The sequence below is a fragment of the Pseudomonas sp. GM41(2012) genome, from assembly GCF_000282315.2.
GTDB lineage: Bacteria > Pseudomonadota > Gammaproteobacteria > Pseudomonadales > Pseudomonadaceae > Aquipseudomonas.
In genome coordinates this window covers 2,126,905-2,152,721 of record NZ_AKJN02000006.1, presented here as the reverse complement: position 1 = coordinate 2,152,721, position 25,817 = coordinate 2,126,905, and the positions used below count along the sequence as shown (strand labels likewise).

The following is a 25,817-nucleotide window of genomic DNA, read 5'->3' as shown; positions in this document are numbered from 1 at the left end:
CGTATTTCCAGGAGTAACTCATGTTGAAAATTAATGGTGAACGCCTCTGGGCGAGTCTGATGGACATGGCCGAAATCGGCGCCACCGCCCGTGGCGGCAGCTGCCGCCTGGCCCTGAGCGATGAAGACAAGGCTGGCCGCGAATTGTTTTCCCACTGGTGCCGCGAAGCCGGCATGACCCTGAGCGTGGACCCGATCGGCAACCTGTTCGCCCGCCGCGCCGGCACCGACCCCGATGCCGCGCCCGTGATGATGGGCAGCCACCTCGACACCCAGCCTGAAGGCGGGCGTTTCGATGGCGTCTACGGCGTACTCGCCGGCCTGGAAGTGGTCCGTTGCCTGAACGACCTCGGCATCCAGACCCGCAAGCCGCTGGAAGTGGCGGTCTGGACCAACGAAGAAGGCGCACGCTTCACCCCGGCGATGTTCGGCTCGGCGGTGTTCACCGGGATCATGCAACTGGACGCGGCGCTGGCGGTGCGTGACATCGACGGCATCAGCGTTGCCGAGGCGTTGCAACGCACCGGTTACGCCGGCGAGCGGCCATTGGGCGGCGCGGTGGATGCGTACTTTGAAGCGCACATCGAACAAGGTCCGATCCTCGAAGACAACGCCAAAAGCATCGGCGTGGTCAGCGGTGGCCAGGCGATTCGCTGGCTCGACGTGCGGGTCGAAGGCATGGCCGCCCACGCCGGTACTACGCCGATGCCGCTGCGCAAAGACGCCTTGTATGGCGTGGCACAAATGATTCAGGCCATCGAAGGCCTGGCCAGTGATTTCACCCCCGAAGGACTGACCACCGTCGGCGAGTTGAGCATCAACAAATCGTCGCGCAACACCATTCCGGGCTTGGTGAATTTCACCGTCGACCTGCGTCATCACCGCGACGAAGCGATTGAGGCGATGGAGCAGCAAGTCCGCGAGCGGCTTCAGGCGATTGCCGATAGCCGAGGCTTGAACCTGACGATTACGCCGCACTGGATCAGCCCGGCAACACCCTTTGATGCCGAATGCGTGGCGGCCGTGCAGCAGGCGGTGGACGCGCTGGGCTACGCTCAGCAATCGATTGTCAGCGGCGCCGGGCATGATGCGATTCATCTGGCGCGGTACTGCCCGACGGCGATGGTGTTCATCCCGTGCGTTGGCGGCTTGAGTCATAACGAAGCGGAAGATGTGTTGCCGGAAGATGTGCGTCAGGGCACCGATGTGCTGCTCAACGCCGTGCTGGCCCGCGCTGGTAAAGTCGAATAAACGCAATCCCAATGTGGGAGCGAGCCTGCTCGCGAAAGCGGTGTGTCAGACCACGTTGCCGTCAACTGACACTCCCTCATCGCGAGCAGGCTCGCTCCCACAATTGAACGCGAACGGATTCAAGATCCAGGTTAACTGACAGGTATTCATCCCATGCGCAGTTTTTTCCATCCCGAACAATTGCTTCACCATCCACGCAGCTACTACTCCCGCGGGCAGATGCGCACGCCGCAGGAAGTGCCCGAACGCGCTCAGCGATTGGTGCAAGCCACTCATTCGCTGGGCTTCAAAGTCGAGCAACCGGTCGATGCCGGACTCGATCCGCTGCTGGCGGTCCACGGCGCGCTGTACCTGAAGTTTTTGCAGGAAGCGCATCAGCGCTGGAAGGAAATTCCCGAGGATTGGGGCGACGAGGTGATGTCGAACATCTTCGTCCGCGAGCCCAACGCCCTGCGTGGGATTCTCGCCCAGGCCGCCCGCTATCTGGCCGATGGCAGTTGCCCGGTGGGTGAGCAGACCTGGCGTTCGGCCTATTGGTCGGCGCAAAGCGCCATTGCCGGCGCTCAGGCATTGCTCGATGGCGAGCCGGCCGCTTACGCCTTGTGCCGTCCACCCGGTCACCACGCCCGGGCCGAGGCGGCGGGCGGGTTTTGCTATGTGAACAATGCCGCGGTGGCCGCGCAGGTATTGCGTGCCGGGTTTGCGCGCGTCGCGGTGCTCGATACTGACATGCACCACGGGCAGGGGATTCAGGAGATTTTCTACGACCGCGATGACGTGCTCTACGTCTCGGTGCATGGCGATCCGACCAACTTCTATCCGGGGGTTGCCGGGTTCGCTGACGAGCGTGGTGTCGGGAGGGGCGAGGGCTTCAACCTCAACTTGCCGATGGCGCATGGCGCCAGTGAGGCGGACTTCCTGGGGCAATTGGACGTGGCATTGGCGGCGGTGAAAGACTTCGGCGCTGAAGTGTTGGTGTTGTCCCTGGGGTTCGATATTTTCGAGCTGGATCCGCAGAGTAAAGTGGCGGTGACCCGTGAAGGGTTTGCGCGGCTGGGCGAGCGGATTCGCAGCCTGGGGTTACCGTGTCTGATTGTGCAGGAGGGTGGGTATCACCTGGAGAGTCTGGAGGATAATGCCCGGGCGTTTTTTGTGAATGCCGAGGTGTGGCAACTCTGAGCCTTGGGTTGTCTGAAAGACCGTAATCGCGAGCAGGCTCGCTCCCACAGGTTTGGCGTCGTTCACAAATCTGCGGTTCAACCGGGTCAACTGTGGGAGCGAGCCTGCTCGCGATGAACGATAACTCGGTCCACCTGACAGAACCCAAGTGCCGTAAGGCACTTGCCATCGCCCTGACGTTAACGTAAAGATTGCGGCAGGGCGCTGATCTTGAAAAAGCGCAGGGCGGACCGATCCGGAGCGCTTGATGACGCTAATAAAAACAACTCCTCCCAAACTGCACCGCGAAGCCCGGCTGGCCCGGGAAAAGCTCCATCTCGAGGGCGAAGTCCCCGATGGCGTGTTACGGGCGGAAATCGATGCGTCGTGGCGGCGTAGCCTGAGCCATGGCGTGCATTTCAATGCCAAGCACGAGCTGGCGCTGGAATCGAGCGCGAGCCTCGACGTGCTGTTGGCGAGCAATCGGCTGCTGATCGATGCGGCATTGCCGGCCATCGATTACCTGGCCGAACGCCAGGGCAAGGAAGGGCTGATCATCCTCGCCAATTCCGACGCCACCATTCTCGCTGTCGAGGGCCGCGCCGATCGCCTCAAGGGCAGCGGCCTGCAAGACATCACCCTCGGCGCCTGCTGGAGCGAAGCCGCTCGCGGCACCAACGCGCTGGGCACCGCACTGGTGGAAGCCCGGCCAACGATGATCGATTGCGGCGAACATTACCTCGATCGCCTGACCGATTTCTCTTGCACCTCGGTGCCGATCCATTGCCCGCAGGGCGACATCCTCGGCGTACTCGACCTGACCCGCGAAGGCCCGCTTGGCCGCGTGCACGACAGCACCGCGTTGCTGGCCATGGCTGTCAGCCAGATCGAAAGCCGGGTGTTCAACGCCAGTTATCCAGACGAAATCGTCCTGGCCTTCCACAGCCGTCGGCAGTACCTCGAATCCCCTTGGCAGGGCTTGTTGGCAGTCAGCCTTGGCGGGCAGATTCTCGCGGTCAGTGCCCAGGCCTGCCAGTTGCTCCACGCCGAACGTTCGGCGCTGGTCGGTCGACGCTGTGAAGAGTTTCTGGGCGTCGATGGCCTGCAACTTCTGTCGCGTCTGCATCAGGGCGGTGTCGGCAGTCTGCAAGCGGCCAAAGGTGAGTTCTTCTACAAAACCCTGCGTGCGCCGCAGCGTTCAATCAATGTCAGCACGCCGCCGCGCAGCCCAGCGAAAACCGCCAAAGCACAACCGGATCTCGAATCCCTGGCCGGCAGCAATGTCCGTTATGCCCGAGCCTTGCGCATGGCCCGTCAAGGCCTGGCCAATGAGCTGCCGGTGTTGCTGCTGGGTGAAACCGGCACCGGTAAGGAAGTGATCGCCCGCGCCCTGCACATGGCCGGCACCCGCTGCGACAAACCCTTCGTTGCGGTGAACTGCGCGGCGATCCCCGAAGGCCTGATCGAGTCGGAATTGTTCGGCTACCGCGAAGGCGCGTTCACCGGCTCGCGTCGCGGTGGGATGATCGGTCGGCTGCAACAGGCCCATGGCGGCACCTTGTTTCTCGATGAAATCGGCGACATGCCGCTGGCCTTGCAGGCCCGTCTGTTGCGGGTGTTGCAGGACCGTAAAGTGGCACCGTTGGGCGCCGGCGAAGAGCAAGACATCGACGTCGCACTGATCTGCGCCACCCACCGCGACCTCAAGCGACTGGTCGAAGACAAACACTTTCGCGAGGACCTGTTCTATCGGGTCAACGGCATCAGTGTGATGCTCCCGGCCTTGCGCGAACGTGAGGATTTCAGCGGCCTGGTCACTCGACTGCTGGCCAAGCTGGGTGCGCCGACGATGGTCCTGCATGACGATTTGAACCGCTTGCTCGGCGGCTATCACTGGCCGGGCAACATCCGCCAACTGGAAATGGTTTTACGCACGGCACTGGCCATGCGCGAGCCGGGGGACACCGTACTCACTCTCGACCACTTGCCCGACAGTATGCTCGACGAGTTGAGCGCCACCGAACGGCCTCAGGCCGGCAGCATTCGTGAAAATGAACTGGAGCTGATTCGCCAGTCCCTGGACACTCACCAGGGCAACGTCTCGGCCGCGGCCGACGCCTTGGGCATCAGCCGCGCGACCTTGTATCGCAAGCTCAAACAGTTGCGCTCGTGATGCAGCGCTTGATCGTTCGGCTGATCGACAGCCAAAACCCCGAAGCCCTGCAAGCGGCGTTGCGCTGGCTCTACAGCTTCGTACGGCCGCATCGTCTGGCGATTGCCGGGCTGCTCGGGTTATCGGTCTGCGCCTCGTTGCTGGTGTTGGTCCAGCCTTGGTTGACCAAGCTGCTAATCGACGATGGCCTGCTGGCGCGCAACTTTCCGATGCTGGTGCTGATCGCCGGGTTGATGATCGTGGCGGGGCTGCTAGGAACGGGGCTGTCGGGGATCAACCGTTACCTGCACACGCGGCTGTCCGGGCGGATTCTGTTTGCCCTGCGCGACGACCTCTATCGACATCTGCAAACCCTCTCGCCGAGTTTCTACGGACAGCGCCGCATCGGTGACCTGATGTCGCGCCTCGATGGCGACGTCGCGGAGATTCAGCGTTTTGCCGTGGACTCGTTGTTCTCGGCGGTGTCGAGCGTGATCGGTCTGGTTTGCGCCGTGGCGATGCTGCTGACCCTGTCGTGGAAACTCTCGCTGCTGGCATTGGTGCTGATTCCCCTCGACGTACTCTGGCTGCGCTGGATGCGGCGCAAGGTCGAGCGCGATGTGCGGCAATTGCGCGAGCGCTCGGCGGACATGTCCTCGTTCATGGTCGAGACCTTGCCGGTGATGAAATTCATCCAGTCCGCCGGCCAGCAACAGCGTGAATCGCGGCGCCTGGAGACGTTGGGCCAAGGCTACATGAGCCAGTTGCTGCGCCTGCAAGTCACCGAGTTTTTCACCCAGGCGGTGCCGGGCACACTGACCTCTCTGTCCCGTGCCTGCGCGTTCCTGATCGGTGGATATTGGGTGGTGCAGGGGACTTGGCAACTGGGCGCGTTGATCGCGTTTTCCACCTATCTGGGCATGGCCGTCGGACCGGTACAGAGTCTGCTGGGGCTCTATGTCGCGGTCCAACGAATGACCGTCAGCCTCGGGCGCGTGATGGAATTGCGCGGCGAAGAACCAACCGTTCTCACCCCGGTCACGCCGCAGCCGATGCCGACTTCCGGCGAGCTGCGTTTCGACGATGTGCACTTCAGTCATCCCGGTCGTCCGACCACCCTGCGCGGCATCGAAGCGCGAATTCCCTACGGTTTGAAAGTCGCCCTGAGCGGCGGCTCCGGGGTCGGCAAATCGACCCTGATCGACCTGCTGCAACGGCACCACGATCCGCAGTCCGGCCGGGTGTTGCTGGGAGAGGTCGATCTGCGCGAACTGGACCTGTTCCAGCTGCGTCGGCGGATTGCCGTGGTCAGTCAGGACATCGTGCTGTTTCGCGGCAGCCTCGCCGACAACCTCGCCTACGCGGTGCCGGACGCCAGCCGTGAAGCGATTGCCGAAGTGGCGCGGCTGGCGCAACTCGACAGCCTGATCGAATCTTTGCCCGAAGGCCTCGACAGCCCGTTGGGCGAACGCGGTCAGCAGTTGTCCGGCGGGCAGAAACAGCGCATCGCCATCGCCCGGGCGCTGTTGCAGGATCCGTTGATTCTGGTGCTGGACGAAGCGACCTCGGCGGTGGATGAAGCCACCGAGCGCGAAGTCATCGAAGCCATCGATCGACTGTTTGCCGGGCGTACGCGAATCCTCATCAGCCACCGTCCTTCGACGTTGGCGGATGCCGATTTGCGCTTTGAATTGCTCGACGGCGTGCTCACTTCAAAAACGGTGCTGCATGAAGCCTGAACTGCGGATTGGCGTGGTGGACAGTGGTCACTCGGCGGCGCAGCGGGTACAAGTGGTCGACGGGCGGCGCTTTTCGTTGCTGGCGGATGGCCTGGCCGAAAGCGACTTGCGCGACGATCCGCTGGGCCACGGCAGCGCGGTGATCGAGGCCATCGGCCGGCGGGCGCCGTCGGCGGTATTTTGCGTGGCTCAGGTGTTCGACCAGCGTGGGGTCACCAGCGCGTTGCAGATCGCCACGGCGATTGACTGGCTGGTGGCGCAGGACGTTCGGCTGATCAATTTGAGCCTCGGCCTGCGTCAGGATCGCAGCCTGTTGCGTGAAGCCTGTGCCGCGGCGGTAGCGCGAGGTATTTTGCTCTGTGCGTCCAGTCCGGCTCAGGGCGAGGGCGTGTTTCCGGCGAATTATCCACAGGTGCTGCGAGTCACCGGCGATGCGCGTTGCGCCGAACAGGAATGGTCGTGGCTCAACAGCGCTCAAGCGGATTTCGCGGCGTGTGTGCATGGCACCTATCCGGGGCAGTCTGGCGCCAGTCTTGGTTGTGCGGCGTTGAGCGGGCACATTGCGGGTTTCCTGGTTGAGCATCCTGAGGCGAGCAACGAGCAGGTCATTGAGTGGCTGCGAGAAAACGCCCGCTATCGCGGCCCTGAACGGCGATTCGGAGCATGATTTTGATTCTTGGCGCAGGGCCCGCGGGAGCGGCGGTTGCCTTGGGTTTGCGTCGGCTCGGTTATCCCGTGACGCTGGTCAGCGAATGGCGGCGGTTTGCGGCGCTGGAGGGTGTTTCCATTCGGGTGCTGGAGGCCTTGCGTGGCGCGGGGCTTCATCAAGCCTTGGCGGATGCGGCACTGCCGTCTCAGCGGCAGGTGTCATGGAACGGTCAGCAGCATGCGCAAAACATCGAATTTTTACTGGATCGCCCGAGCTTTGATCGAGGCTTGCGCGAGGATTTGCGCCTGGCGGGCGTTGAGCTGATCGAAGGCCGAGTGCTGACGGTGCAGTCATCGGCTTCGGGGCATCGGATCGAGATCGAAGGGCGCGAGGCGCTGCTGGCGGATTTTCTGGTTGAGGCGCGCGGGCGTCAGGCGCCGGCGCTTGGTAAAGGCTTGCGCGGACCGGAGACGGTCAGCCTGCTCAATCGCTGGCAAGGCACGCCGGGCAGCACCGCCAGCGCGGTGGAAAGTCTTGAGGACGGCTGGGCCTGGATGGCCCGGCGAGCCGACGGTCAGTGTTACTGGCAATGGACGGTGGACGTGGCCAGTGCTGAATTGCCGGGCAAGGCGCAGTTGCTCGACTACTGTCGTCAACGGCGCCAAGGTTCGGCGTTGGCGCGGGCGTTTTTTGGTGCCGAAACTGAGATCGATCTACAGCTGCATGCCCGCAGCAGCACGGCGATTTTGTGCCCGCAGGTGTGTGGCGATCACTGGATTCGGGTAGGGGATGCGGCGATGGCGGTGGATCCGCTGTCGGGCAACGGGATTTTTCAGTCCTTGTCCTCGGCGTTACAGGCGCCGACCGTGATCAACACGTTGTTGCGTAAACCCGAGCGAGCGGCGCTGGCCCAGCGCTTTCATCAGCAACGGGTGGAGCAGTTGTTTTTGCGTTTTGCGCGGATCGGGCGGGATTTTTATGCCGATGAGCAACGGTGGGTGGATCAGCTGTTTTGGCAGGCGCGGCGGAAGTGGCCGGATGCTGAAGTGGCGCATGCCGAGGCGGATTTTTCCTCGTTGAGAATTGAGCGCGCGCCGGTGTTGCGCGATGGATTTGTGGATGAGGCCGAGGTGGTGATCACGGCGGATCAGCCGCTGGGGATCTGGCATGTGCAAGGGGTTGAGTTGGCGCCGTTGGTGCGGCGGTTGCGGACCGAACCGGCTGAGCAGGCGTTGGCCGGGTTGACGGTGGAGCAGGGAAGGGTGGTCAGGAGTTGGTTGTTGAGTCAGGGATATCGACCCCTCACCCTAACCCTCTCCCCAGAGGGTAGAGGGGACTGACCGAGTTGTACTCAGGAGATATTGCGACCGAGGAAGTTGAGTCGTACTCAGGTTCGAAAACCATGAAGATCTGCTCCCTTTCCCCCTCTCCCCAAGGGGACGAGGGGACTGACCGAGGTGTTCTTAGAGCTACCTCGACCTGAAATATCGAGTCGAACTCAGGTTCTGAAGACCATGGAGATCTGCTCCCTTTCCCCCTCTCCCCTATGGGGAGAGGGTTGGGGTGAGGGGTGGCTTTTGAACCCCCCAAAATCAAAAGATCGCAGGCTTCGCCAGCGCCTGCAAAAGCTGTTTCACAGCTTGATCAACACCGACTTCAACTCGGTGTAATGCTCAATCGCCGCATACCCCATCTCGCGCCCAACCCCGGACATCTTGTACCCACCAAACGGCAACGCCGGGTCCAGTGCGCTGTGGCAATTGACCCACACCGAACCGGACTTGATCCGCGGAATCATCCGGTGCACCGCCGCCAGATCGTTCGACCAGATACTCGCCCCAAGCCCATACGGACTGTCATTGGCCATGCGCAACGCATCGGCTTCATCATCGAACGGAATCGCCACCAGCACCGGCCCGAAGATCTCTTCCTGCACTAATGAGTGTTTCTGATCGACATCGACGATCACCGTCGGTTTAACGAAGAACCCAGGCCCGAACTGTTCGCCACCACAGGCGATCGTCGCGCCACTTTCCCGGCCCTTTTCGATGTAGCCGTAAACCCGCTCCTGCTGACGCGCGGAGATCAGCGGGCCCATGTCGACACTCGGGTCCATGCCGTTACCGAGCTTCATGGCATTGGCGATGTCGGCAATGTCCGCCACCACATTGTCGAAATGCTTACGCTGCACATACAGCCTGGAACCTGCGCAGCACACCTGGCCCTGATTGAAGAAAATCGCGCTGGCGGCACCGGCAGCGGCGTTCTTCAGGTCGGCGTCGGCCATGACGATGGTCGGCGATTTACCGCCCAGTTCCAGGGTTACCCGGGTCATGGAGTCCATGGCGATCTTGCCGATCTGCTTGCCCACGGCGGTGGAGCCGGTGAAGGTCAGCTTGTCCACCAGCGGATTGTGGGTCAGGGCGGAACCTGCAGTGATGCCGGTGCCGGTGACCACATTGAACACGCCTTCGGGGTAACCGGCTTCCAGCACCAGTTCGGCGAGTTTCAGCGCGGTCAGCGGGGTTTCGTCGGCGGGTTTGAGCACCACGGTACAACCGGTGGCCAGGGCCGGGCCGAGTTTCCAGCAGGCCAGCAGCAGCGGGAAGTTCCAGGCGACGATGGCGCCGACCACGCCCACCGCTTCGCGACGGATGAAACTGTGGAATTGATCGTTGGGCATCAACGGCAACGACACTTCAACGCTGGAACCTTCGATCTTGGTTGCCCAACCGGCCATGTAGCGCAGGAAGTCGATGGACAGCTGCACGTCCATCACCTGGGCCACCGCCGCACTTTTGCCGTTGTTAAGGCATTCCAGTTGCGCCAGCAGTTCGGCGTCGCGTTCCATCAGGTCGGCGAGTTTCCACAGCAGGTTCTGCCGCTCCCGAGGCCGGGTGCGGGTCCAGGACGAATCATCGAAGGCCTGACGCGCAGCGAGCACGGCGCGGTCGACGTCCTCAGGCGTGGCCCTTGGCACGACGCACAGCACTTCGCCGGTGGCCGGGTTGTGCAGGGGCATGGTCTGGCCGTCGGCGGCCTCGACCCAGTCGCCGCCGATGAGCATGCGTGGGGCGCGCTGGATGAATGCCGAGGTGGCGGGAAGCAAATAAGGGAGGGGCATGGCGAGACCTCTTGTTGTTCGTGAGAACAGGGCTTTCGCAATGGCTGTGCCAAGTGCCCGCAAAGGCAGGACCGCCCTTGGTCGCCGGGGTTTTGGGGCACACAAGGGAATCGCTGGTGCTGTGAGATTGTTGCAAATTGCGACAGCTATGAGACGACGAGCAACCGGGTGGAGGCCTTGAGGCACCCACTATTGAGGATTAGAATTTTCTGGATCGGTGGGTGAAGTGACGGACCGTTCATCCGGCAATATATCTGGCGTGAGGGAGGTAACGATGTTCCTTTCAACCCTGGAAATTCAAAACATCATTGAACACAGTTTTCTGCCATCCGTTTGTACCTGCACTATGGCGGCGGACCAGTCCCTGACGATTCGGGTCTGCGACTGCATGACCGGCAAAGTGGATATCGTGGCCACCCACGTTCCCCTGTGGACACTGGACAGTCCCCATGCGATCGCGTCGCTGGTGGCGGACATGCAGCACGAGATCGACGTACACAAAAGCGTTTCCCCCACCTATGACATCTGAACCGGCGTCACGCCGCACCGTTGGAAGACGGTGCGGCCCGCGCCGATTACTCAGGCTGCAAACTTGCTGGAAATTTCCTCGAACGTGTCGCCATCCACAGCAGCCAACAGCTTTCTGTCGTCCTTGAGCGTCGCCAGAAAGGTCACTTCGGTTTCCTTGCCCGCGAGCATGAATCCGGCAATCGCGCCGATAGGCCCCAACAGCATGGCCCCGGCCACGCCAAAGCCGATGGCATCCTTGATGTTGTTGATCGAGTCCTCGTTGGCCACTTCCATGCTCTTGAACGAGGAGAGCGGGAGGGTGATGCCGGGCCATGGGTGAAGCGACGTTCTGAGGGTGAAAACGCCGTCTCTGTACTCTCCATCACCCTGCAGAAAGTCCCCCGCCAGGACAGTGATGCTTGCCATGTTTTTATCCCCTGGTGGCAATCGGTGAACAACCATTTCGCGCTTGCAGGGGAGCGACGTCAATCGTCGGCCGATGAGCTGTTCCGGTCAGGCCCTCTATGCTTGTCTCAGACTGCAACACGTGTCGCGATATTAGACGCAGGTGATCTCGTTCAGCGCTGCCGCAACGTATCGATTTTCTCGTAACTCCTTGATTAAAAAGCTAATCGGCAAGCTGGCACGCTCCGTGTATTGCTCATTGCAGACGTTTCTCTTGCCTCCGTCAGCGGTGCGCCGCCGACGGCAGAAACCATAAAAACGATAAGCCACAAAAATAAGAAAGCACCGTGCGAGGTTCGACGTTGATGAAGAGAAAACTCCGATCAGGCCTGAGTGCCAGTCTGCTGGCCGTGGCCGCTTGTGTGGCGCTGCATTCGCCTTACAGCCTGGCAGCCCGCGACGCTCAGACCATCCTCAAGGAAACCTGTCAGGGCTGTCATACCCCCGAAGCCGATAACGCCCTGAGCCGCATCAGTCACCAGCGTAAAACGCCGGAAGGCTGGCTGATGAGCATCGCCCGCATGCAAACCATGCACGGTTTGCAGATCAGCGATGACGACCGCCGCACCCTGGTCAAATACCTGGCCGACACCCAGGGCCTGGCCCCAAGCGAGACCGATGGCGTGCGTTATGCGCTGGAGCGTCGACTCAATACCGTCGAGAAGTTCGACGACCAGACCAGCCAGATGTGCGGCCGCTGCCATTCCGGTGCGCGGGTCGCGCTGCAACGGCGCCCGGCCCAGGAATGGGAGCGTCTGGTGAACTTCCACCTCGGTCAATGGCCGTCCCTGGAATACCAGGCGCTGGCTCGCGACCGCGACTGGTTCGACCTTGCTCGAAAAGACATGGTGCCGCTGCTGGCCAAACGTTATCCGCTGGACAACCCAGCCTGGAAAAAATGGCTGAGCAGCGCGCCAAAAGCCGAAGCGCTGGTGGGCGACTGGAGCTTCAGCGGCCACTTGCCAGGCAAGGGTGAACTGGCCGGCGTGATGAGCGTCACGGCCGATGGCAGCGACACGTTCAAGGTCAGCGTCAAAGGCCAATACGCCGACGGCAGCCCATTCAACGGCGATGGCAGCGCGATTCTCTACACCGGCTACGAATGGCGCGGCAACGTGACCATCGACGGCGTAACCATGCGCCAGGTGTTCGCCGCCCAAGGCAATGCCATGCAGGGCCGGATGTTCGAGGCCGAGCACGATGAGCGGGGCCTGGATTTCGTCGCTGCCAAACAGGGCAGCAGCCGTTTGCTGGCGGTGCAGCCGGGTTATCTGAAGGCTGGCGCTGAAACTGAAGTGACCCTTGTCGGCAGCGGTCTCACCGGCAAGCCGAACTTCGGCAAAGGCGTGGAAGTGGTCGAAGTCATCGAGCAGAGCCCGGAACGGATCAAGGTCAAACTCAAGGCCGCCGCCAATGCCCAGCCGGGTCTGCGCAACGTTACCGTCGGCACGCTGAAAGGCCCGACCCTGTCGGTCTACAGCAAAATCGCTGAAGTCAAAGTCGTGCCCGAGTTCTCGGTGGCGCGGATCGGCGAGGGCGGTGGTTCGACGCCGAAAGTCCAGGGCCGTTTTGATGCCGAAGCCTGGGGCAAGGGCACCGACGGCAAGCCGTATCGCATCGGCGTGTTCCCGGCGCAGTGGTCGGTCGAAGCGTTCGACGACCGCGCCAAGGAAGACGAGGACGTCAAGTTCGCCGGCACCATGCAGGCCGACAGCGGCGTGTTCACACCGGGCGATGCCGGGCCAAACCCGCAGCGCAAAATGTCCACCAACAATGCCGGCAACCTCAAGGTGATCGCCGCCGTCGACGATGCAGGGAAATCCCTGAGCGGCGAAGGCCACATGATCGTCACCGTGCAACGCTGGAACAATCCACCCATTCCATGAGTTGGCTGATCACAAACGATTCAGACACTTTTTCGGAATGACCGCAGGCCTCGTAAACGGGGTTTGCACAGGAGGTTGCAATGGGCGCTATTTTGAATCTGGTTGAGCGGAATCTGCACGAAGTGCACGTCGATGCCGACCGCATGCTGTTTCACATCCCCAGCAGTTCGCTGTTCGCCAGCGATGAGCTGACGGGCACCATTATCGATACCTTGCGCGGTCCCGGCTGTTCATCCGAGGACTTGATCCAGCGTTTGGCGTCACGCTTCAACGGCGAGGAAATCACCGAGACCCTGCGCGAACTGATGTCCCTGGAACTGGTCAGTGACGGCTCGCCGCTGACCCCGGACATCGGCACCAAACGGGTCGAGCGTACGGCGATCAATACCGTGGTGCTCAACGTCAATACCGGCTGTAATTTGAGCTGCACCTACTGCTACAAGGAAGACCTGGACAAGCCGTCGGCCGGCAAGAAAATGGACGTCGAAACGGCAGTCGCCTCGGTGGAGATGCTGCTGCGCGAGTCCCCTGACGAAGAGCGTTTCACCGTGGTGTTTTTCGGTGGTGAGCCGCTGAGCAATCGCAAGCTGATCGAGTACATGGTCGACTATTGCGAGAAGCGTTTCCGCGAGGCGGGCAAGTTTGTCGAGTTCGTCATGACCACCAACGCGACGCTGCTCACCGAAGAGACCGTGGACTACCTCAACGCACACCGCTTCGGCCTGTCAGTCAGTATCGACGGACCGAAAACCGTGCACGACCGCAACCGCATCACCGTGGGCGGGCAGGGCACGTACGACGTGGTGCGGCGCAAGGCTGAAATGCTGCTGTCGCGCTACAACAGTCGTCCGGTCGGTGCCCGCGTGACCCTGACCACCGGCGTTACCGACGTCGAAACCATCTGGGATCACCTGTTCAACGAACTGGGTTTTGCCGAAGTCGGGTTTGCCCCGGTGACTTCCGGCGACATCAGCACCTTCAACCTGTCCAGCGATGAGCTGATCGAAGTCTTCGCCAACATGAAGAAACTCGGCCGGCGTTATCTGGAAGCGGCGCTGGAACACCGCAATATCGGTTTCTCCAACCTGCACCAGCTGATCACCGACATTCACGAAGGCCACAAAAAAGCCCTGCCTTGCGGCGCGGGCCTGAAGATGCTGGCGGTGGATCACAAGGGCGAATTGAATCTGTGCCACCGCTTTACCGGCTCGAGCCTGCCGACGTTCGGCAACGTCCACAGTGGTGTGAAGCAGGTGGAGTTGAACGACTTCCTGTCCCAACGCCTGGACCGTACCAACACCGGTTGCGAGGACTGCCAGATCCGCAACCTCTGTTCCGGCGGCTGCTATCACGAGAGCTACGCCCGTTACGGCGACCCGACTCACCCGACCTATCACTACTGCGAACTGATGCGTGACTGGGTCGACTTCGGCATCGAGGTCTACACCCGGATCATGGCCCACAACCCTGCGTTTATCAGCAGCTACATCACTCCGCGCAAGGCTCACTGATATGAAACATCTCAAGGCAATCAATAATAAAGCGCTGAAACTGGATGAGGCCGCGGCCGAAAACCGCATCGAAGAAGTGGTGGCGATGAGTTCCGTCGCCGGCTGCGCCTCGACCACCGACCCGGGTTGGGAAATCGACGCCTTTGGCGGTGTGTCGTCGCTGTGCCAACCGATGGAAGCCGACCTTTACGGTTGTTCCGACCCTTGCTGGTGGCCGGCCCAGGTGCCCGACATGATGAGCACCTACCCGGACTGGAACAAGGATGCCCAGGCGTCCAATGAAAACTGGCGCAACCTCGGGACTGTCTTTCCAAAAGACAAGTAATCGGACAGAGAAGGATTCCAGCATGCGTAATATCAAAGCCTGCGGCCTGGCCGCATTCGCCGTCCTGAGTACCTGTTCGCTCACTGTTCTGGCCGACGAAAACACTGCACTGCAAGACGGTCACGAGTACATGTTGACCACCAATTACCCGAACAACCTGCACGTCATTGACCTGGCCACCGACACCTTGTTCAAGACCTGCAAGATGCCGGATGCCTTCGGTCCCGGCACCGTTCAGTTGTCGCCGGACCGCAAGACCGCCTACGTGCTGAACAATCACTACGCGGATGTCTATGGCGTTGAAATCGACAGCTGCAAGCAGGTGTTCCACGCCAGCATCACCCAGAAACCGGGGGAGAAAGCGAGGTCCATGTTCGCCTTCACCCTCAGCCACGACGGCAAGGAATTGTTCACCATCGCCAACCCGACGTTGATGCTCAATGACCGCTATGAAGTGCAGCAACCGCGGCTCGATGTGTACGCCACCGACGCCGGCATGGACGCCAAACCCGTGCGCAGTTTCCCGGCGCCACGGCAGTTGACGATCATGCAGAGTGGTGACGACGGCACGCTGTACGTGGCCGGGGCGGACGTCTACAAAGTCGATGTCAAGACCGGCAAGTTCGACGTGCTGATTCCCAGCCGTCACTGGAAACGTCCTGGCTACAGCGCGCCGGACGTGCTCTACGTGTGGAACCAGCAGACTTATCGTCATGACTTCTCGCTGCTCTACACCGCCGCGAAATTCAAGGACAAGAAGCAGGACCCAGCGACTGCCGAGTACCTTTACGGGCTGTTCAGCATCGACCTGAAAACCGGCAAGACCGAAACCACCGACTTCGGCCCTCTGACGGAAATCTACTTCAGCGGCATGCGCTCGCCGAAGGATCCGAACCTGATGTTCGGTGTGCTCAACCGTTTGGCGAAATACGACATCAAGGAAAAGAAAATGCTCCAGGCAGCGACGCTGGATCATTCCTACTACTGCATTTCGTTCAACAAGGACGGCAGCAAGATTTATCTGGCGGGGACGTTTAACGATGTGGCGATTTTTGATCCCGAGAGCATGAAGCAGATTGGCAGCATCAAGTTGCCGGGTGGGGACATGGCGATCACGACGGCGCAGATATTTGTTCGGTAATCGATTTGAGGACGCCATCGCGGGCAAGCCTTGCTCCTACGGATTTGAGTCGTTCACAACGCAGGCGAACGACACAAATCCGTAGGAGCACGGCTTGCCCGCGATGAGGCCCTCAAGACCACAGAACAATCAAACCCCAGGCACCGGACAACTCAAATCCCCCTCCTGACACTTCAGATAATTTTTGAAAGTCTCCACCCGCGCCTTGGTCAACTCAGTGACACAGTTGCTGTAGATCAGCGGATACACACTCCCGCCTTCCACCCCGGCGCTCGAGAACTTGCACTCGGCATCCCGAAACGCAATCCACGAACGCTGCGCCCCGATCAGCAGCTTTTTGCTTTCGGGGTTGCTCTTCAAACGCTCATTGATCTGCTGGTAAAGCGCATTCAACTCCTTGTCCGCCATCTTGTGCTGCTGCGCCGCGCACTCATTCATCGTCGCCTGATCGGCGGCGTTGTCGCAGTCCGCAGCATAAGCGGCAGTGGCGAACAGCAGAGGCGTCAGCGCGAGGAGAAAGCGTGGGTGCATGGGGATTCTCGCTGTGACAGGAAAGTTGAGGTGCAGTTTAGTGCTGTATTCGACCCTTTATGTTTGCCATTCAGGGCATTTTTTAATCGATTCATAGCCAAGCCACGGAACGTCATGTGTGGTCCAGATATGCGCCTGAGGCGTCATTTGCGGGTCATCGTCCAGTGTCGCCACACGAACAATGACGTGGGGTTGGGCCAAGCGCTCAGCCATCAAGTGTGAACCGCAGACCGAACAGAAATGCCGCAGCTTGCCCGGTGACGATTCGTAACTGCTCAGGCGGTCCTGGCCTTTGGTCCAGCGAAAATGTTCGCGCATGACCCCGGCTGTCGAGGCGAATGCCGCCGCGTGTGCCTTGCGGCAGGTTTGGCAGTGGCAATGACTGATGGGCATGTCGAGGCTATCGAGTTCGTACTCGATGGCTTTGCACAAGCAGCTGCCATGCAGGCTATTCATCGCGTGCTCCTGATTGCGTGAGGGTGGCTGCCCGCAGCAAAGCGTCAGCCGTGGCTTCGATATCGTAGCGCCAACGCAGCATCTACAGCCAACCGTGCAAGTGAAAGCTGCATGAATCGTCCTTGTTTGAATCAGTTTCGTCCTGAACGTTAGCAGTTTCGGGCGCTGAGTTTCGTCTTCAAGCCAGAACTTACACCTTGAAATGCAGCCGAATATTTCAGGTAGGGTTGATTGCGATACCCAATTGATACAACTTTAGGGTTGGTCTTGTGGCCTTACAGGCCTACTGTTCAGTACAGGAGGTGACATATGAATCCAGCATCAGATCGCATCGAAAGGAAGATCCTGCTCAAAACGCCGCGCTCGCAGGTCTGGCGCGTGCTGGCCAATGCCGAAGCCTTCGGACAGTGGTTTGGCGTGGCGCTGGAAGGCAAGCGTTTTGTCGCCGGTGAGTGGACCCAGGGGCAGATTACGTACCCGGGTTATGAGCACTTGCTGTGGAACGTACTGGTGGAGCGGGTCGAGCCGGAACGGGTGTTTTCGTTTCGCTGGCATCCGTACGCGATCGAGCCCGATATCGATTACTCCCAGGAACCCACCACACTGGTGAAGTTCGAGCTCGAAGACATGGATGAAGGGACGTTACTCAAGGTCACCGAGTCCGGTTTCGATCACATCCCTCAGACGCGCCGGCTCAAGGCGTTCCGTATGGACAGCCGCGGTTGGGATGAGCAGATGAGCAATATCGAAGAATTTCTCAAGGTCAGTGCCAAGCAACGCGAGCGTCAGGAAGAGTGATCGCGGCATGAACTCGCGGCTTCAATGCTTGAAACCTTACCCGTCTAAGGGTTTTCGGAAGGGTGGCTATAGCGAATGTCCTACACGCGATAGTAGCTATGTCGTCTATTGCACATTGGATCCGAAGCGTAATCTAGCCTCATCAACCGAAACACAGGAAGTGTTCGGGATCACGGATGATCGACCATAAGCAAGGAATCGCTGCCGACAGGGAGTCGTAATGGTCTTGGGAAAAACCCGCTTCGGCGGGTTTTTTTTCGCCTGTCGAAACCTGCTTCAAAGGTCGAGTAGTCAAAGGCTTACACCCGCTAACGGGTATGTCGTCTTTTGATGCGTCACCGATGTGTTTATTCTGGATCCATCAACTGAGTCGCAGGAAGCGCTCAGGATCAAGGATGATCGACCATTGGCCAGGATGGCTGCCGACAGGATGTCGAAATGGTCTTGAGAAACCCGCTTAGGCGGGTTTTTTTATGGGCGATGGAAAATCCTCGGCACATCATTTTGGCCGGGAAGCGGCAGCCTGACACTGGCTGCCGGTCCGGATGGATCAGCGTGCTGACAACTGATCGAGTTTCGCCGCTGCACGCTCAGTGATTTCCGAGCGCAGTTTCAATGACCCGGCAGCACGTTTGCGGGCTTCCTCCAGCACGCTGACCGGGGCCGTTTCAGGACTGCCCGACGTAAACGGCGGTGCCGGGGCGTATTCGAGCTGCAACTGCACCAGCTCTGCTGTGTCCTTATCGAACAACTCCGCGGCCAGGGTCAGGGCAAAATCGATGCCCGCCGTGATCCCGCCACCGGTTAGCAGATTGCCGTCGCGCACAACCCGATCCTTCACCGGGATCGCTCCCAAAGGCGTCAGCAATTCGTGATAGGCCCAGTGAGTGGTGGCGCGTTTGCCCTTCAGCAGACCCGCCGCACCGAGCACCAGCGCGCCGGTACACACCGATGTGACGTAACGCGCGTTGGCAGCCTGCGTCTTGATGAAGGCCAGCGTCTGTTCATCCTCCATCAACGGCCCGACGCCACCGCCGCCAGGAATGCAGATCACATCCAGCGGCGGGCAATCGTCAAACGTGATGGTCGGTTTCAGCACCAGGCCCGTGCTCGCGGTGACGGGCATCAGGTCCTTCCAGATCAAATGCACCTTCACGTCCGGCAGCGAGGCCAGTACGTCGTAAGGGCCGGTGAGGTCCAGTTGCTGAACCTGTGGAAACAACAGAAAACCGATCTGCAACGTCATGGCATTTTTCTCATGAAGTGGGTGGACGACTTCACTTTAGGCTCGTAGGATTTGGCGTATACGCCAATAACCCCACGAATTACGCCAATTATGCCGAAAACCATTCACGTGCTTGCCTTTGCCAATGTGCAATTGCTCGACGTCACCGGGCCGTTGCAGGTGTTCGCTTCGGCCAACGATATTTCCCGCCAGCAAGGTTTTTCGCCACCTTATGCGCCGTCGGTAATTGCCAGCGGCGGCGGGGCAGTGATGTCGTCAGCAGGGCTGGCGCTGTTGGCCGAGCCGTTGCCCGAAGAGGCCAGTGACACGTTGATCATTGCCGGTGGTTGGGGCGTTTACGACGCGGCGCGAGATGAACCGCTGGTAGCCTGGGTACGTGAACACGCGACGGGGTGTCGGCGGGTATCGTCGGTGTGCACCGGGGCATTTTTGCTGGCGGCCAGCGGCTGGCTCGATGGCCGGCGGGTGGTCACTCACTGGACCCGTTGCGAGCAGTTGGCGCAGCAGCATCCGCGGCTGCAGGTTGAACCCAATCCGATTTTCATCAATGACGGTCCGGTCTGGACCTCGGCCGGGGTCACTGCCGGTATCGATCTGGCGCTGGCCATGGTGGAAGAGGATCTCGGTCGCACGATGGCCCTGGAAGTCGCCCGGCAACTGGTGGTGTTCCTGAAACGTCCCGGCGGCCAGTCGCAGTTCAGCGTGACCCTCTCTTTGCAAAAGGAAGGCAACCGTTTCGACGAACTTCATGCCTGGATCAGTGAAAACCTCACCAAGGATTTGGGCATCCCGACCCTGGCCTTGCAGGCCGGCATGAGCGAACGCAGTTTCGTGCGCCATTACCGCGCCGACACCGGCCAGACTCCGGCCCGGGCCATCGAACTGATTCGAGTCGAGACCGCCCGACGTTTGCTCAGCGATACCGGCGTGCCGATCAAACGGGTGGCGGTGCAATGCGGATTCGGCAGCGAAGAGACGCTTCGACGCAGTTTTCTGCGGGCCATGGGCGTGACCCCGCAGGCCTATCGCGAGCGTTTCAGCGTCAGCCCTTCAGCAGATCCAGTAATGCTCTGACCGTTGCCTCGGGTGCTTCTTCGGGAATGTTATGCCCGACGCCCGCCAACACTCGCCGCTCATAAGGCCCGGTGAAGTGGGCGATGTCTTCGTCTATTTCCGGCGCCGACCCGACGCCATCGTCGGCCCCGCACAGGGAAATCGTCGGTACGCTGATCGGCGGCTGTCGGCTCAGCGCTGTTTCGATCCACTCCAGCGCCGGGTCGCCAGGCACGTACATGAAGCGGTGGCGGTAGGAGTGAATCACCACCTCGACGAAATCTGGATTATCGAAGGCCGGTGCGCTTAACGGATACAACTCAGGACCTTTGGCCCAAGTGGGTGACCACAGCTTCCAGAGTAATTCGCACAAATCCCGGCGATTTTTCGTCAGGCCTTCGACGCCGCGTGGCGTGTGAAAGTAGTACTGATACCAGAGGCGGTGCTCGGTTTCCGGGTCTAACGGTTCGGTGGAGCGGGGAATGTCCTGAAGGTTGTAACCGTCGCCGGTCACCAGGCAACGAACCCGCTCGGGCCATAGCGCCGCCACAATACACGCCGCCCGACCGCCCCAGTCATAGCCGCACAGGGCGGCTTGTTGAATGGCCAACGCATCCATCAGATCCAGCAAATCCTGAGCTAGGGCGGCTTGCTGTCCGGAGCGCAGGGTGTCGGGATGGTTGAACCGGGTCGGGCCGTAACCGCGCAGGTACGGGACGATGACGCGGTAGCCCTTGGCGGCGAGGACTGGGGCGATTTCGTCGTAGGCGCGGGGGGAGTAGGGGAAGCCGTGGAGGAGGATGATCGGGTCGCCGGTGGTGGGGCCGTGTTCTTCGTAGGCGAGCGACAGACTTGGAGTTCTGGTGAAGTGGATCAGCGCTTCATTGTTCATTCGACACTCCAGAAAGGGTTGTTTTTCGCCTGTTTTCTAGGCTTCGATTTCCGCCACCTGATTGAAGTACTTCGACCGGTCCGGCGTAAATGTCACCACCATGTTGGTCCGCGAACAGGTCAACGCCCGTTCTTCACCCAAATCAACATCCAGATCTTCCCCACGCAACCCTTGCCACTGAGCGAGGTACTTGAGGGAGCCGTATTTTTCGAGTTTTTTCAGGCTGCGGCTGACGCCACCTTTCCAGCCCAGCACCGGCAGTTCGCCGGCAAGGCAGCGTTGGGCAAGTTCAGGGAAACGGGCGGCGCGTTGGCGGCCGATTTCCCAGCATTTGATCAGGCCCTTGTCCTGGCCTTCCCACAATTCATCCCGGTTCAGGCCTGAGCGGAGTGGGGTGTCGATGCTACGGTGGATGCGCTGGGTCATTCTGGTTCCTTGAATTCGGGTTTTGTTGGACAGCTCCGCTGTACCCGTTGACGGTCGATGGTAGGGGGGGATGTAGCGGCTGGCAACAAAGGATTTCAGGCTGTGGGAATGAGGTGATTCGCGATGATTGGGCAGGTTTGTTTAGTGCTTGTAGGCGTTTGGACTACGCCAGCCTGTGGTGAGGGTGTTCAGTGTTGATGTCAGGAGGACCGCGTTTACGTTCATCGCGGGCAAGCCTTGCTCCTACGGTTTTGCGTCGAACTCAACGCCTACGAACGACGCAAAACCGTAGGAGCAAGGCTTGCCCGCGATTGACGGCGACGCGGTCTCAAGGCTGCCAGAAACTCTTCTCTCCACTCAATTTCCGATCCAGAAAACACGCTGCACTAATCAGCGCCAAATGCGTCAGCGCTTGCGGCGTATTCCCCAGATGCCGCGCATGGCTGTCGAACTCTTCGGCGTACAACCCCAGCGGGTTCGCATACCTCAGCAACTGTTCAAATTCCAGATGCGCCTTTTCCACCCGTCCGGCGCGGGCCAGGCATTCGACGTACCAGAATGAACACGCGGCGAAGGCACCTTCGGTGCCGTCGAGGCCGTCGATTCGGGCGTCGTCATTGCGATAGCGGTAAACCATGCCGTCGCGTACCAGATTCTTTTCGATGGCGTCGAGGGTCGCGAGCCAGCGCGGGTCTTTGGCGCTGACGAAGCGCACCAGCGGCATCAGCAGCATCGAACCATCCAGCGCGGTGCCGCCGATGTACTGGACGAAGTGCCCGCGTTCTTCGCTCCAGAAGTTTTCCCAGATGTCCGCGTAGATTGCTTGTCGGGTCTGGTCCCAGCGGGCGAACGGGGCGGGCAGTGAGCGTTTTGAGGCGAGGCGAATGGCCCGGTCCAGTGCGACCCAGCACATCAGCCGCGAGTGCAGGAAGTGATGTTGTTCGCCGCGCATTTCCCAGATGCCGACGTCCTCTTGCTCCCAGGTTTCGCAGACCTGATCGACCACTTCCACGGTGTGTTTCCAGCCTTCATGGGAGATGGCGTCGCCGTATTTGTTGACCAGGTACACCGCGTCCATCAGCTCGCCGAAGATGTCGAGCTGGACCTGGTCGTAAGCCTGGTTGCCGATCCGTACCGGTGTTGCGCCGCCATGACCGCAGAGGTGCGAGAGTTCGGTTTCCGGCAGTTCCTGGCGGCCATCGATGGCATAGAGGATGTTGAGTTTCATCGGTTTGCCGTGGCAATCACTGACCCGCCCGCGCAGCCAGCGCATGTAATCGTTGGCCTCCTGGACGAAGCCCAGGCGCATGAACGCGTAGACGGTGAACGAGGCATCGCGGATCCACGTGTAGCGGTAATCCCAATTGCGCTCGCCGCCAGGCGTTTCCGGCAGGCCGAAGGTCGCGGCGGCGAGGATCGCGCCGTGTTTGCGCGAGGTCAGCAGCTTCAGCGCCAGGGCCGAGCGATTGACCATTTCCCGCCAACGGCCACGGTAGTTGGATTGGCCGATCCAGTCGCGCCAGAACTTCAGGGTGCGCTCCAGGCAGATCGTGGCGGCACCTTCCTTGAACCGCGGGTCGGCGATACCGCCGAGCATGAATTCGGCGGTCTGGTCCTGTTCGAGGGTGAATTCGGCGACTGCCGCATGGCCGTCTATACGCAAAGCCTGATCCGAAGACAGGCGCAGGGACGGCTGATTGGCGGCCTCGAAGGTCACGTCTTCTTCATCCATGCGCGCGCGGGTTTTGGCACGAGCGTAGTCATGGCGCACGGCGCAGCGCATGTGAAACGTTGCCTGGCCGCTGACCACACGCACCCGGCGCATCAGCATCGGCGTGTCATCTTCGCTGTCGCCGATGGGCAGCAGGTCGGTGAATTCGACGACCGCGCGGTCGCTGAGCCAACGGGTTTGCAGCACATTGGTATCGGGCAGGTAAATCTGCTCGCGGCGAGCGTCGGGTAAATCCGGGGACAGTTGGAAAATCCCGGCCTCAGGGGTGTCCAGCAGCGAGCAGAAGATCGACGGGCTGTCGAATTCCGGCCAGCAGAAAAAGTCCACGCTGCCCTTGTCGTTGACCAGTGCCGCGCTACGCATGTCGCCGATGATGCCATGAGCATCGATAGCGCTTTGTCGTTCGGGATGATGATCAGCCATTGCCGCGAAACTCCGGATAAAGGCTCAGGGTGATTTGTTGGTTGAGGGAAATCAGAGCGTTGAGTGGCGGGCCTAATTAGCTGACTGGTTTGGGGAGCCTAGAGTTCAGCGCCCAGATCAAAAGATCGCAGCCTTCACATTCAACCAACAATTGCCTGCTTTCCCCTCAATCAAGCTTATGGCAACTTGCAGACCCTTGTTGAGACCCGCACCTATGGCAAACCCCTACCGCGAGCTGTTCAAAGCCCCAGGCAGCAGCGCTTTTGTGCTGGCCGGGATGATCGCGCGCATGCCGATTTCCATGACCGGCATCGGCCTGATCACCATGCTCTCGCAACTGCAGGGTGGGTATGGACTGGCCGGCGCCGTGGCAGCGACGTTTGCCCTGGCTACAGCGTTTTGTGCACCGCAGGTTTCGCGGCTGGTGGACCGCTTCGGGCAGCGTCGGATCTTGCCGGTATCAGCGCTGATCGGTGGCGGGGCGTTGTTGCTGGTGTTGCTTTGCACGCGCTTGCAGGCGCCGAACTGGACGCTGTTTGTGTTCGCCGCGCTGGCTGGTTGCATGCCGAGTATGTCGGCGATGGTGCGGGCGCGCTGGACCGAGGTGTATCGCGGTCAGCCGGAACTGCAAACCGCTTATGCGTTGGAGTCGGTGCTGGACGAGGTCTGTTTTATCGTCGGGCCGCCACTGTCGGTGGGGTTGTGCGTGGTGGCATTCCCCGAGGCGGGGCCATTGGCGGCGTTGCTGATGCTGGCGATCGGGGTGACGGCGTTTGTGCTGCAACGTGACACCGAGCCGGCGATTCATCCCCATGAAGACCATCATCAGGCCTCGATCATTCGTTCCAGCGAGATTCAGTTGCTGATGCTGTTGATGGTCGCCATGGGCACCATCGTCGGTGTGGTGGACGTGGTCAGCGTGGCGTTCGCCCAGCAGCAGGGCCAGCCGGCGGCAGCGAGCATTGTGTTGTCGGTGTATGCCATTGGCTCGTGCCTGGCCGGTTTGGCGTTCGGGGCGTTGCGCTCGAAACTGCCGCTGCCGCAACTGTTCCTGTACGGCGGGGTGGCGACGGCGGTGACCACGCTGCCGTTGCTGCTGGCGACGAACATTCTCGGGCTGTCGCTGGCGGTGTTTGTCGCCGGGCTGTTTTTTGCGCCGACGCTGATTGTCGCGATGGCGTTGGTAGAGCGCATCGTGCCGCCGGCCAAACTCACTGAAGGCCTGACCTGGCTGGTGACTGGATTGAGTATCGGCGTGGCGATTGGCGCGGCCAGTTCGGGTTGGCTGATCGATGCATTTGGAGCCCGGAGCGGGTTCTGGGTGGCCATCGTCGCTGGCGCCGTGGTTCTCGGTTCCGCAGTGCAAAGCTTCCGCCACTTGAAATAAAGAACCCCTGTAGGAGTGAGCCTGCTCGCGATAGCGGTATGTCAGTCAACTTGATGGTGACTGACACACCGCTATCGCGAGCAGGCTCACTCCCACAGGGTTATCGGTACGACTAATTCTCCTCGGCGTTCATCCGTTCATCTATACAGACAACTTTTCGAGGTGATCCCGGTGACCCAGCTGACATTGCTCTGCCTGCCCTATTCGGGCGCGAGTGCCATGGTCTACAGCCGCTGGCGGCGCAAACTGCCGGAGTGGCTCAAGCTGCAACCCGTGGAACTCCCAGGACGGGGCGCCCGGTTTGGCGAACCCTTGCACACCGACATGCGACGCCTGGCGCTGCAACTCGCGCAGGAACAAAAAGCCACGCTCAAGACGCCGTACGCGCTGTTCGGCCATAGCCTTGGCGCGTTGCTCGCCTGTGAGATGGCCCACGCGTTTCGCTCGCTGGGCTGTCCGGAACCGGTGGCGCTGTTCGCTTCGGGCACCGCCGCGCCGACGATGCGGGCCGAATACGACCGGGGTTTCGCCGCACCCAAAACTGATGCCGAATTGATCGAGCAACTGCGCACCCTCAACGGCACCAGTGAAGAGGTGCTGGCCAACGACGAGTTGATGAGCCTGACGCTGCCAGTGCTGCGCGCGGACTTTCTCTTGTGCGGACGTTTCGAACCGCAACAGCGCCCGTTGCTCAAGTGCCCGATCCATGTGCTCGGTGGCAAGGCTGACCGCGCCACCGCCGAACAGTTGATCGGCTGGAGCAAGGAAACCCTCGGTAGTTTTTCGGTGGACATGCTTGCTGGCGGACACTTCTTTATCCATGAGCACGAAGCCAAAGTGTTGCGGGTGATCAAGGATCAGCTGGACGTTCACCATCGGCGGCATGGGTTGATGGCTGTCAGCTAAACGATTCGGGAGCATCACCCAAAACCTGTGGGAGCGAGCCTGCTCGCGATAGCGGCA

Annotated in this window: 23 protein-coding genes; 15 read left to right on the top strand and 8 right to left on the bottom strand. The window is 60.6% G+C overall.

What is annotated here, in order from left to right:
• Positions 1–20: 20 nt before the first annotated feature.
• The 6 genes from PMI27_RS16245 to qhpG all read left to right on the top strand — a co-directional run bounded on the left by PMI27_RS16245 (position 21) and on the right by qhpG (position 8,288).
• A complete protein-coding gene (locus tag PMI27_RS16245; protein ID WP_008145353.1) occupies positions 21–1,250 on the top strand; it encodes a Zn-dependent hydrolase in 1,230 nt (409 codons plus the stop codon).
• A 153-nt stretch (positions 1,251–1,403) separates the two neighbouring features.
• Entirely contained in the window at positions 1,404–2,429 is a 1,026-nt protein-coding gene (locus PMI27_RS16250; RefSeq protein ID WP_008145352.1) for a histone deacetylase family protein, read from the top strand.
• Positions 2,430–2,676: 247 nt separating this feature from the next.
• Positions 2,677–4,581 carry a sigma-54-dependent Fis family transcriptional regulator gene (locus PMI27_RS16255; protein ID WP_008145350.1) on the top strand — a complete coding sequence of 635 codons (1,905 nt, stop codon included), beginning with the start codon at positions 2,677–2,679 and terminating at the stop codon, positions 4,579–4,581.
• Positions 4,581–6,299, top strand: a complete 1,719-nt coding sequence (locus tag PMI27_RS16260; RefSeq protein WP_008145349.1) for an ABC transporter ATP-binding protein — start codon at positions 4,581–4,583, stop codon at positions 6,297–6,299. The genes PMI27_RS16255 and PMI27_RS16260 overlap by 1 nt, the downstream gene beginning before the upstream one ends.
• Positions 6,289–6,966: a subtilisin-like serine protease QhpE gene (gene qhpE / locus PMI27_RS16265; RefSeq protein WP_008145348.1), complete on the top strand. Its 678-nt coding sequence runs from the start codon at positions 6,289–6,291 to the stop codon at positions 6,964–6,966. Before PMI27_RS16260 ends, qhpE begins: the two co-directional genes overlap by 11 nt.
• A complete protein-coding gene (gene qhpG, locus PMI27_RS16270) occupies positions 6,963–8,288 on the top strand; it encodes a flavin-dependent monooxygenase QhpG (RefSeq protein WP_008145347.1) in 1,326 nt (441 codons plus the stop codon). The genes qhpE and qhpG overlap by 4 nt, the downstream gene beginning before the upstream one ends.
• A gap of 293 nt (positions 8,289–8,581) precedes the next feature.
• Here qhpG and PMI27_RS16275 read toward each other — a convergent pair whose 3' ends face one another.
• Positions 8,582–10,072: an aldehyde dehydrogenase family protein gene (locus PMI27_RS16275; RefSeq protein WP_008145345.1), complete on the bottom strand. Its 1,491-nt coding sequence runs from the start codon at positions 10,070–10,072 to the stop codon at positions 8,582–8,584.
• Positions 10,073–10,346: 274 nt separating this feature from the next.
• On the opposite strand from PMI27_RS16275, the gene PMI27_RS16280 reads away from it, so the two are divergent.
• A complete protein-coding gene (locus PMI27_RS16280) occupies positions 10,347–10,601 on the top strand; it encodes a DUF1652 domain-containing protein (protein WP_008145342.1) in 255 nt (84 codons plus the stop codon).
• 50 nt (positions 10,602–10,651) lie between these two features.
• Here the strand turns inward: PMI27_RS16280 and PMI27_RS16285 are convergent, their stop codons facing one another.
• The gene (locus PMI27_RS16285; protein ID WP_008145340.1) at positions 10,652–11,008 is read right to left on the bottom strand and encodes a hypothetical protein; all 357 of its coding nucleotides are present in this window, start codon (positions 11,006–11,008) and stop codon (positions 10,652–10,654) included.
• Between the two features lie 344 nt (positions 11,009–11,352).
• Here PMI27_RS16285 and peaA point away from each other — a divergent pair, with 344 nt between their 5' ends.
• The 4 genes from peaA to peaD all read left to right on the top strand — a co-directional run bounded on the left by peaA (position 11,353) and on the right by peaD (position 15,910).
• Positions 11,353–12,933, top strand: a complete 1,581-nt coding sequence (gene peaA / locus PMI27_RS16290; protein ID WP_008145339.1) for a quinohemoprotein amine dehydrogenase subunit alpha — start codon at positions 11,353–11,355, stop codon at positions 12,931–12,933.
• Positions 12,934–13,013: 80 nt separating this feature from the next.
• On the top strand, positions 13,014–14,444 hold the full coding sequence (gene peaB, locus PMI27_RS16295; protein WP_008145337.1) for a quinohemoprotein amine dehydrogenase maturation protein: 1,431 nt from the start codon (positions 13,014–13,016) through the stop codon (positions 14,442–14,444).
• A 1-nt stretch (position 14,445) separates the two neighbouring features.
• Positions 14,446–14,769, top strand: coding sequence for a quinohemoprotein amine dehydrogenase subunit gamma (gene qhpC / locus PMI27_RS16300; protein WP_008145336.1), 324 nt, complete (start codon positions 14,446–14,448; stop codon positions 14,767–14,769).
• A gap of 22 nt (positions 14,770–14,791) precedes the next feature.
• Entirely contained in the window at positions 14,792–15,910 is a 1,119-nt protein-coding gene (gene peaD, locus PMI27_RS16305) for a quinohemoprotein amine dehydrogenase subunit beta (protein WP_008145334.1), read from the top strand.
• Between the two features lie 129 nt (positions 15,911–16,039).
• Here peaD and PMI27_RS16310 read toward each other — a convergent pair whose 3' ends face one another.
• The gene (locus PMI27_RS16310) at positions 16,040–16,441 is read right to left on the bottom strand and encodes a lysozyme inhibitor LprI family protein (RefSeq protein WP_008145331.1); all 402 of its coding nucleotides are present in this window, start codon (positions 16,439–16,441) and stop codon (positions 16,040–16,042) included.
• A gap of 57 nt (positions 16,442–16,498) precedes the next feature.
• Positions 16,499–16,897 (bottom strand): GFA family protein, encoded by a 399-nt coding sequence (locus PMI27_RS16315; RefSeq protein WP_008145329.1) that lies wholly within the window; start codon positions 16,895–16,897, stop codon positions 16,499–16,501.
• Positions 16,898–17,206: 309 nt separating this feature from the next.
• Between PMI27_RS16315 and PMI27_RS16320 the strand changes: the two genes are divergently transcribed.
• Positions 17,207–17,695: an SRPBCC family protein gene (locus PMI27_RS16320; RefSeq protein WP_008145327.1), complete on the top strand. Its 489-nt coding sequence runs from the start codon at positions 17,207–17,209 to the stop codon at positions 17,693–17,695.
• A 550-nt stretch (positions 17,696–18,245) separates the two neighbouring features.
• On the opposite strand, the gene inhA is transcribed toward PMI27_RS16320, so the two are convergent.
• Complete coding sequence (inhA, locus tag PMI27_RS16325) at positions 18,246–18,941, bottom strand: isonitrile hydratase (RefSeq protein ID WP_008145325.1); 696 nt, start codon at positions 18,939–18,941, stop codon at positions 18,246–18,248.
• 90 nt (positions 18,942–19,031) lie between these two features.
• Here inhA and PMI27_RS16330 point away from each other — a divergent pair, with 90 nt between their 5' ends.
• Positions 19,032–20,015, top strand: a complete 984-nt coding sequence (locus tag PMI27_RS16330) for a GlxA family transcriptional regulator (protein WP_008145322.1) — start codon at positions 19,032–19,034, stop codon at positions 20,013–20,015.
• Here PMI27_RS16330 and PMI27_RS16335 read toward each other — a convergent pair.
• The 3 genes from PMI27_RS16335 to PMI27_RS16345 all read right to left on the bottom strand — a co-directional run bounded on the left by PMI27_RS16335 (position 19,984) and on the right by PMI27_RS16345 (position 23,467).
• A complete protein-coding gene (locus tag PMI27_RS16335; RefSeq protein ID WP_008145320.1) occupies positions 19,984–20,886 on the bottom strand; it encodes an alpha/beta fold hydrolase in 903 nt (300 codons plus the stop codon). The two genes, PMI27_RS16330 and PMI27_RS16335, sit on opposite strands and share 32 nt — an antisense overlap.
• 36 nt (positions 20,887–20,922) lie before the next feature.
• Positions 20,923–21,312, bottom strand: coding sequence for a hypothetical protein (locus PMI27_RS16340; protein WP_008145319.1), 390 nt, complete (start codon positions 21,310–21,312; stop codon positions 20,923–20,925).
• Positions 21,313–21,640: 328 nt separating this feature from the next.
• Positions 21,641–23,467, bottom strand: coding sequence for a glycoside hydrolase family 15 protein (locus PMI27_RS16345; RefSeq protein WP_008145317.1), 1,827 nt, complete (start codon positions 23,465–23,467; stop codon positions 21,641–21,643).
• A 214-nt stretch (positions 23,468–23,681) separates the two neighbouring features.
• Here PMI27_RS16345 and PMI27_RS16350 point away from each other — a divergent pair, with 214 nt between their 5' ends.
• Positions 23,682–24,854, top strand: coding sequence for an MFS transporter (locus tag PMI27_RS16350; RefSeq protein WP_024164563.1), 1,173 nt, complete (start codon positions 23,682–23,684; stop codon positions 24,852–24,854).
• Between the two features lie 171 nt (positions 24,855–25,025).
• Positions 25,026–25,760 carry a thioesterase II family protein gene (locus tag PMI27_RS16355; RefSeq protein ID WP_008152249.1) on the top strand — a complete coding sequence of 245 codons (735 nt, stop codon included), beginning with the start codon at positions 25,026–25,028 and terminating at the stop codon, positions 25,758–25,760.
• Positions 25,761–25,817: the final 57 nt, after the last annotated feature.